This window comes from Flavicella sp. (assembly GCF_037132785.1).
In the GTDB taxonomy this organism is placed as follows: domain Bacteria; phylum Bacteroidota; class Bacteroidia; order Flavobacteriales; family Flavobacteriaceae; genus Flavicella.
In genome coordinates this window covers 1-8,646 of record NZ_JBAHZZ010000091.1, presented here as the reverse complement: position 1 = coordinate 8,646, position 8,646 = coordinate 1, and the positions used below count along the sequence as shown (strand labels likewise).

Annotated in this window: 8 protein-coding genes, 1 pseudogene and 1 riboswitch; of the genes and pseudogenes, 8 read left to right on the top strand and 1 reads right to left on the bottom strand. The window is 32.3% G+C overall.

The window, feature by feature from the left end:
• Positions 1-91 (bottom strand): annotated as a pseudogene (locus V5787_RS06275) (IS1595 family transposase); the annotation flags it as partial.
• Between the two features lie 246 nt (positions 92-337).
• Positions 338-433: riboswitch (TPP riboswitch) on the top strand.
• 97 nt (positions 434-530) lie between these two features.
• On the opposite strand from V5787_RS06275, the gene thiS reads away from it, so the two are divergent.
• The 8 genes from thiS to thiH all read left to right on the top strand — a co-directional run bounded on the left by thiS (position 531) and on the right by thiH (position 8,295).
• A complete protein-coding gene (thiS, locus tag V5787_RS06270) occupies positions 531-731 on the top strand; it encodes a sulfur carrier protein ThiS (protein ID WP_336892412.1) in 201 nt (66 codons plus the stop codon).
• A 76-nt stretch (positions 732-807) separates the two neighbouring features.
• Positions 808-2,667: a phosphomethylpyrimidine synthase ThiC gene (gene thiC / locus V5787_RS06265; protein ID WP_336892411.1), complete on the top strand. Its 1,860-nt coding sequence runs from the start codon at positions 808-810 to the stop codon at positions 2,665-2,667.
• Between the two features lie 134 nt (positions 2,668-2,801).
• Complete coding sequence (locus tag V5787_RS06260; RefSeq protein ID WP_336892410.1) at positions 2,802-3,410, top strand: thiamine phosphate synthase; 609 nt, start codon at positions 2,802-2,804, stop codon at positions 3,408-3,410.
• 3 nt (positions 3,411-3,413) lie between these two features.
• A complete protein-coding gene (locus V5787_RS06255) occupies positions 3,414-4,448 on the top strand; it encodes a DEAD/DEAH box helicase (protein ID WP_336892409.1) in 1,035 nt (344 codons plus the stop codon).
• Positions 4,449-4,688: 240 nt separating this feature from the next.
• On the top strand, positions 4,689-5,453 hold the full coding sequence (locus V5787_RS06250) for a bifunctional hydroxymethylpyrimidine kinase/phosphomethylpyrimidine kinase (protein ID WP_336892408.1): 765 nt from the start codon (positions 4,689-4,691) through the stop codon (positions 5,451-5,453).
• A gap of 147 nt (positions 5,454-5,600) precedes the next feature.
• Positions 5,601-6,245 carry a thiamine phosphate synthase gene (gene thiE, locus V5787_RS06245; protein WP_336892407.1) on the top strand — a complete coding sequence of 215 codons (645 nt, stop codon included), beginning with the start codon at positions 5,601-5,603 and terminating at the stop codon, positions 6,243-6,245.
• An 84-nt stretch (positions 6,246-6,329) separates the two neighbouring features.
• On the top strand, positions 6,330-7,100 hold the full coding sequence (locus V5787_RS06240) for a thiazole synthase (protein ID WP_336892406.1): 771 nt from the start codon (positions 6,330-6,332) through the stop codon (positions 7,098-7,100).
• 76 nt (positions 7,101-7,176) lie between these two features.
• A complete protein-coding gene (gene thiH / locus V5787_RS06235) occupies positions 7,177-8,295 on the top strand; it encodes a 2-iminoacetate synthase ThiH (RefSeq protein WP_336892405.1) in 1,119 nt (372 codons plus the stop codon).
• The last annotated feature ends 351 nt before the right edge of the window (positions 8,296-8,646 follow it).

The following is an 8,646-nucleotide window of genomic DNA, read 5'->3' as shown; positions in this document are numbered from 1 at the left end:
ATTTTATTTTGGCTAAATAAGCCTTACAAGCTTCATCATTTGGCAGTTCTTTTATAAAACTCAGTATATTTTGACCTTGAAAAACATCCATATCTGTTATAGTTAATGACACTAAGATACAGAAACTAAATGACTAACTCATTAATACAATTAAAATTAGCATTATTTAAAATACACAACGGGTTAAAATAATTTATTTACTAAAACATATTATAATTTTATTATCTTTTAAAGATACCTAAATAGTCAATTCTCCTCCAAAAAAAACATAATTTTAATTCCAAATCCCTCATTAAAATTTAATTTAAAATATCGAAAAAAAAGAATACATTTGTGACGTAAACTTTAGGGGTGTTCTTTTGTTAGAACTGAGACTTTACCCTTTGAACCTGAATAAGTTAAGACTTACGTAGGAAAAAGTAGAGTCTTCGACTCTTTTATTTGAACATAATTATAATGGCATTATTCCATTATATCTCTTCTAATAAAACTGGCTATGCCTGCTAGAGTTTTCGCAAATTGTATAACAAATGAACATACGCGTAAACAATATTCAAAAAAAAATTTCACAAAACACTTCTGTAGAAGACTTGTTAGAACTCTTGAATCATACTCAAAATGGAATTGCTGTTGCGATCAACGAAGAGATTGTTTTAAAAGACAATTGGAGCTTTTCTAATTTAAAGGAGAATGATGAGGTTCTAATTATTCAAGCTACTCAAGGAGGATAATAGTAGTAATTCGCTTTTGCGACGTTAGCCATTAGCATTATATATAACAAACATTAACAGCCAAAGGACAGATAAAATGAAAAGTAAAGACACTGCACCAAAGCAAGACGGAATTACGAGACAACCATTTCCTAATTCTAAAAAAATTTATGTACAAGGAAAAATCCATCCACAAATTAAAGTGGCAATGCGTGAAATTTCTTTAAGCGACACTGTAGATTCAATGACGAAAAAGAAAACGCCAAACGAACCTGTAACCGTTTATGATACTTCTGGACCTTATACAGATCCTAACAAAAAAATTGACATTCATGCAGGAATTGACAGAATCCGTGAAGACTGGATTAAAGAACGTGGAGATACAGAGCAATTAGAAGAATTTTCTTCTGAATATTGTAATGAGCGTTTAAACGACAAAAGTTTAAACCATATGCGTTTCTCTTTATTAAAGAAACCATTACGTGCTAAAAAAGGTCAAAATGTAACTCAGTTACACTATGCTAAAAAAGGAATTATCACTCCAGAAATGGAATATATCGCTATTCGTGAAAACCAACGAATTGACGAAATGACAGAAATTAAAAAGCAACATAAAGGAGAGCATTTTGGAGCTTCTATCCCTAACAAAATCACAGCTGAATTTATACGTTCGGAAGTAGCTAGAGGCCGTGCAATAATACCTTCTAATATCAATCACCCTGAGGCAGAACCAATGATTTTAGGTAGGAATTTCTTGGTAAAAATCAATGCAAATATCGGTAATTCAGCAGTAACATCTTCTATTGAGGAAGAAGTAGAAAAAGCTGTTTGGGCTTGTCGTTGGGGAGCAGATAATATCATGGATTTATCTACAGGAGAAAACATTCATGAAACTCGTGAATGGATAGTACGCAACTCACCAGTACCTATTGGTACCGTGCCAATTTACCAAGCATTAGAAAAAGTAAATGGCGTTGCAGAAGACCTGACCTGGGAAATTTTCCGTGATACTTTAATTGAGCAAGCTGAACAAGGAGTAGATTATTTTACCATTCACGCTGGAGTTTTATTACGTTATGTACCGATGACTGCAAGCCGTGTAACTGGAATTGTATCTCGTGGTGGATCTATTATGGCTAAATGGTGTTTAGCACATCATAAAGAAAGTTTTTTATACACACATTTCGAAGATATTTGTGAAATCTTAAAATCATACGATGTTGCCTTCTCTTTAGGAGATGGGTTACGTCCAGGTTCCATAGCTGATGCCAATGATGAAGCTCAGTTTGCTGAATTAGAAACCTTAGGGGAATTGACTCAAATTGCTCGTAAGCATGAAGTACAATGTTTTATTGAAGGACCAGGTCATGTGCCAATGCATATGATTAAAGAAAATATGGAAAGACAAATTGAGGTTTGTGATGAAGCTCCTTTTTATACATTAGGACCTTTAACTACTGATATTGCTCCAGGATACGACCATATTACTTCAGGAATTGGAGCTGCTATGATTGGTTGGTATGGTTGTGCTATGTTATGCTATGTAACTCCTAAAGAGCATTTAGGATTGCCTAATAAAGAAGATGTTCGTGTGGGTGTAGTTACTTATAAACTTGCAGCACATGCGGCAGATTTAGCCAAAGGGCATCCAGGATCTCAACACAGAGACAATGCCTTGAGTATGGCACGATTTGAATTCCGTTGGCATGACCAATTTAATTTAGGATTAGATCCTGAACGTGCTATAGAATACCACGATGAAACATTACCTGCAGATGGAGCCAAAGTAGCTCACTTCTGTTCTATGTGTGGACCAAAATTTTGTTCTATGAAAATCTCGCAAGAAGTTCGCGATTTTGCTGCTAAAAATGATATTGTAGATAATAAAATTATAGCAAAAGGATTCGAGGAAAAATCGAAAGAATTTAAAGAAAAAGGTTCAGAGGTATATTTATAAAACTACATGGAAGCTCCCCTGAAACAAGTTCAGGGTCGGAATTTCCACTGTATCTTTTAATAAAAAGTAGACTTCAACAAGCTCAGTCTACTTTTTATTAAAAGGATGTCGCTTCAATCCCTAACTCAAAAAAAATGATCGTATTAATAGCACCTGAAACAGATATTCCAAACGAAATTGAAATACTTATACAGTTATTTCAAGAAGGGTTGCAGTACTATCATTTAAGAAAACCAAATAAAAATTATCAAGAACATTGTGACTATCTAAATCAGATTGATGAAAAATATCACGACAAAATTGTAGTGCATTATTTTCATGAATTGATCAATAACTTTAACCTTAAAGGAATTCATTTCCAAGAACAAAAACGTAGAGATTGTTTAGATACTCCAAGCGATTATTTTGTCAAACTAAACAATATGTTTGGCAAAACGATTAGTTCTTCTTTTCACGAACCTGAAGAATTGGAAAAATCAACATTTGAATTCGATTATCATTTATTAAGCCCAGTATTTTCTTCTATTTCAAAAAAAGGATATAAAGGCAGAGGTTTTGATGTAAACTCTATCGATAAAACAATCATCGGTTTGGGGGGTGCCACTACAGCCAACCTTTCAAAATTTCAAGAATTAGGTTATAAAGGTGTTGGTGTTTTAGGAGGGGTTTGGCATAGTAAAACTCCTGTTGAGGATTTTAAGAAAATGAAATATTCAATTATTAACGAAAGACATTATATTTAGCGTATGTATTACAACAATAAACATATAGCTACATATATAAAAGAAAGCACTTTTGCTATCACTAGAGAAAGAGCATTAGAAATTCAAGAAGTAGAAATAGAAGAAGAACTTCTCAAAGAATATGGTTTTAACTTAAATGAAGACACAACTATATTTAAAGATTATGATATTGTTTTAACCACTTATGGCTTGGTTATGAATGATATTGACCTTTTATCTGAATACATGTTTAACTATATAATATTAGATGAATCTCAAGCTATTAAAAACCCTAATTCTAAAAGATACAAATCAATTAAATTACTAAAATCTAAAAACAAATTAGTATTAACAGGCACACCTATAGAAAACAACACATTTGATTTGTATGCACAAATGAATTTTATAAACCCGAGCTTATTAGGAGGATTACAACAATTTAAAAAAGATTTTGCAACCGCAATAGATAAAAATAAAGATTATGAAGTTACAACTGAATTAAAAAAACTAATCGACCCTTTTTTATTGAGAAGAACAAAAGAAAAGGTAGCAAAAGATCTTCTAGCTAAAACTGAGCAATTCTTATATTGCACTTTGGGAACTCAGCAAAGAAAAGTATATGACTCATACAAAAACAAATACAGAGATTTTTTATTAAATGTCATAGAAACTGATGAATTTGAAAAATCTAAACTACATACCCTCGAAGAATTAACCAAGCTACGACAAATTTGCAACTCTCCAAGTTTGTTAAATGGCGAGGAGGAATATACCAATGATTCTGTTAAATTAGATTTATTGTTAAATGATATTTCAGAAAACACAAGAAATCATAAAATTCAAGTTTTTTCTTTCTTTTCAAGTATGTTAAAAATCCTCAAGTCGCACTTAGAAAAAATGAATATCGAACATGAATATATAGACAGCAGTACTAAAAACAGACAAGACAAGGTTAATAACTTTCAAAACAACGAAAACATTCACGTATTCTTAATTAATTTAAAAGTAGTAAGGAGTCGGTTTAAATTTAACAGCTGCAGATTATGTATATATTTTTGATCCATGGTGAAACCCAGCAGCAGAAGCCCAAGCAATTGACAGGTGTTATAGAATTGGGCAGAAAAAAAGGTTACTTCATACTAAATGATTTGTAAAGATACTATTGAAGAAAAGATAATGGAGTTACAACAAAATAAAAAACAAGTAGCTGGTGAGTTAATTAAAGTTGAAAGCAACATCCTAAAAACTTTTGACAAAGAGAATATCAAAGCGCTATTTAATTAAAATTATTATCAGAAAATGAGACCTAATAAATACATATTATCCATCGCAGGTTTCGACCCTAGTAGCGGAGCAGGAGTCACTTCAGATATTAAAACATTTGAAGCGCATGGTTTGTATGGGCTGTCTGTTTGTACAGCAATAACCATTCAAAATGATGTGGACTTCAAACAATGTATTTGGATTTCTATAAAGGTAATTATTTCTCAAATTGAAACGCTTTTTGATCGTTTTAAAATTTCTGTGGTTAAAATAGGAATCGTTGAATCTTGGCAGACCCTGTCTCTTTTATTAGAAAGATTACATGAGCTAAATCCTGAAATTAAAATTGTTTTAGATCCAATTTTTAAAGCAAGTGCTGGTTTCGACTTTCATACAAAAGAAAACCAAAACCTTCTAGCTGCTATTTGGAAAAAATGCTATCTCATCACACCAAATTATGACGAAATAAAAAGTATATCTCCTGAAAAATCCATTGATGATACTATTGAATACATCAGTGGGTTTACCAATATTTATTTAAAAGGAGGACATAGAGAAGACAAAAAAGGATGGGACGAATTGTATCATAGCGGAATTGTTATGATAAATATCCCTCCTAATATTGAAAAAACAATAGAAAAACACGGTAGCGGTTGTGTTCTTTCATCATCTTTAGCTAGTAATCTTTCAGAGGAAATTGAACTAGAAGATGCTGCTAGAAATGCCAAGTATTACACCGAGGAATTTTTGAATAGTAACGAATCTTTGTTAGGGTTGCATAAATCTAGAAATGAAAAATGAAGGTGTTTTATAATTCTGTCTAAAGACCTAAACTATATAGAAAAAAATGAAACAAAATTAATAGAAGAAGTGAGTAAGCTACTCAATAATTATTGCAAAAGTATTCTTAACTCCTTAAATTCATAACTTCTGAATTACTAAAACACAATGAGTATAAGTAAATTACATTATATATCACAAGGAAATACTCCTAAGGAACACCTTGAAAACATCCAACAAGCCTGTCAAGCAGGAGCTGAATTGGTCCAGTTACGTTTGAAAAATATCTCTGAAAAAAAAGTTCTTAAAATTGCACGAGAAGCAAGAGAAATCACCAACCATTTTCAAACACGCTTGATTATCAACGATCATTATAAAATTGCCAAAGAGGTAAAAGCAGATGGTGTTCATTTAGGAAAATCAGATACTTGTCCTACCGGAGCAAGAAAATATTTATATAGCTGGCAAATTATTGGAGGCACAGCAAACTCCTTAGAAGATTGCCAATCTCTAATCGCCAAAAAAGTGGATTATATAGGTTTAGGACCTTTCCGTTTTACAAAAACAAAAGACAATCTAAGTCCTGTATTAGGGGTTAATGGCTATCTAAGTATTTTAGAAGAATTGAAAACCGATACCCCCATTATTGCCATTGGAGGTATAGAACTAGACGATATTTTAGATCTTATGATGACTAAAGTTTATGGAATCGCTATGTCGGGAACGATAACCAAAGATTTTAATCTTATTCCAAAAATAAATAAATTTTTAAATGCTCCGTCTACAAATGAGCAAGTGTGGGAAGTGGAATAATTATGACACTAAAGACATAATTGATGTACAAAAAGAAAAAATAATATAGAAAAAGGAACTCCTTTTTCTAAAAGATAAAATATTATGAACGACAAACTTCGGATCTCAGATAAAGAATTTCAATCGAGACTATTTACAGGAACAGGGAAATTTAGCTCAAACTACTTAATGACTGAGGCATTATTAGCTAGTGAGAGTGAGCTGATTACTGTTGCGCTAAAAAGAGTAGATATTGAAAACGATCAAGACAAAATGCTTCAAAGCATTCAAAAACCTCATATCAATTTATTGCCCAATACCTCAGGAGTAAGAACTGCTAAAGAGGCAGTTTTTGCTGCTCAATTGGCAAGAGAAGCGCTAGAAACAAATTGGATTAAATTGGAAATTCATCCAGATCCTAAATATTTACTTCCTGATCCTATTGAAACTTTAAAAGCAGCTGAAGAGCTGGTAAAACTAGGTTTTGTAGTGATGCCTTATATTCTTGCAGATCCTGTTTTATGCAAACGCCTGGAAGAAGTAGGAACACAATGCGTAATGCCTTTAGGCGCTCCAATAGGCACAAACAAAGGAATAAAAACCGTTGATTTCTTAGAAATCATCATCGAACAAAGCAATATTCCTGTAATCGTAGATGCAGGTATTGGAAGCCCTTCTCATGCCGCTTATGCAATGGAATTAGGTGCTGATGCGGTTTTGGTAAATACTGCAATTGCAATTTCTCAAGACCCCGTTGCCATGGCAAAAGCCTTTAAGTTAGCTGTTCAAGCAGGACGTATTGCTTATAATGCAAAATTAGCGTCAATAAAAAAACATGCTGAGGCTAGTAGCCCATTAACATCATTTTTGAATTAAATAGTTTTAGGCTATCAGCCATTAGCTAAAAATAATTGCCAAAAGCCAAAGGCTAGTGGCCAAATGCAGAAAAAACATGTCCTTTAAAAACACATTCGACAAATACGATTGGGATACCCTTGAAAAGGAAATTTATAGCTTTACAAGTATTGACGTGAAAGCAGTACTTAGAAAAGAAAAAATTGACATCTCTGATTTCAAAGCATTGATATCTCCTGCCGCCAAACCTTTTTTAGAAAAAATGGCACAAAGAAGTCATGCACTTACAAAAAAACGTTTTGGAAATACCATTCAAATGTACATTCCGATGTACTTATCTAATGAGTGTCAAAACATTTGTACCTACTGTGGTTTTAGTATGACCAATAAAATAAAGAGGAAAACTTTAAGTGATACGGAAATTCTAAAAGAAGTAGCGCATATAAAAAAATTAGGCTACGATCATATTTTATTAGTTACAGGTGAAGCAAATAGAACCGTTGGCGTTTCATATCTAAAAAATGCAATTGAATTAATTCGTTCTCAGTTTTCAAATATCACTATTGAAGTACAACCTTTACATCAAAACGAATATGAAGAATTGATAGAAGCTGGCTTGTATTCTGTTTTGGTATATCAAGAAACATATCACAAAGAAACCTATAAGATTCATCACCCTAAAGGAAAAAAATCCAATTTCGATTATAGATTGAATACTCCTGATCGATTAGGAAGAGCAGGAATACACAAAATAGGTGTTGGAGCATTATTTGGATTAGAAGATTGGAGAGTAGATAGTTTTTATACAGCTTTGCATCTAAAATATTTACAAAAAACATACTGGAAAACAAAATACTCTATTTCTTTTCCACGGTTAAGACCGCATCAAGGAGAAGTAGAACCTAAAGTAGAAATGACAGATTCGGATTTGGTTCAATTAATTTGCGCATACCGTTTGTTAGATGAAGATGTTGAATTATCTATGTCGACACGTGAAAATGAAGTTTTCCGTAATAATATTATCAAACTGGGAATTACATCCATCAGTGCAGAATCTAAAACAAACCCAGGAGGATACGCCGTAGAACCACAATCCTTAGAGCAATTTGAAATTTCTGATGAACGGTCTACGAAGGACATCAAAGAAATGATTCAAAATCAAGGCTACGAAGTGGTTTGGAAAGACTGGGACAGAAGTTATGATTTGGCTAAATGAGAAGTGAACAAAAAAAAACATATAAAACATAATACCTAAAATCCGCAAGTAGTCTATTAGGATAGTTGATTGCTGTTTACTAGTTTTTACAACAAGATAATTTTTCTGTTTAGGTTTATTTCAACCTTTATTTTTACTTGTTAAAGATTGATTTTTTAATTTACTGTTTAAACAATGTGTGTTTTCATTTCAAGAAGAAACCACAAGACTTTCATATTTAATTACCTGTAGTACAGTCTGTTGAGTATTTTATGCATGCGTAGTTATCCTAATGTTTTACTTTTATAAAGAAATTTAAGATTTAAATTATCAGAGGATACTCTTTTTGGGTGTACAGTTTTAGGATATTTT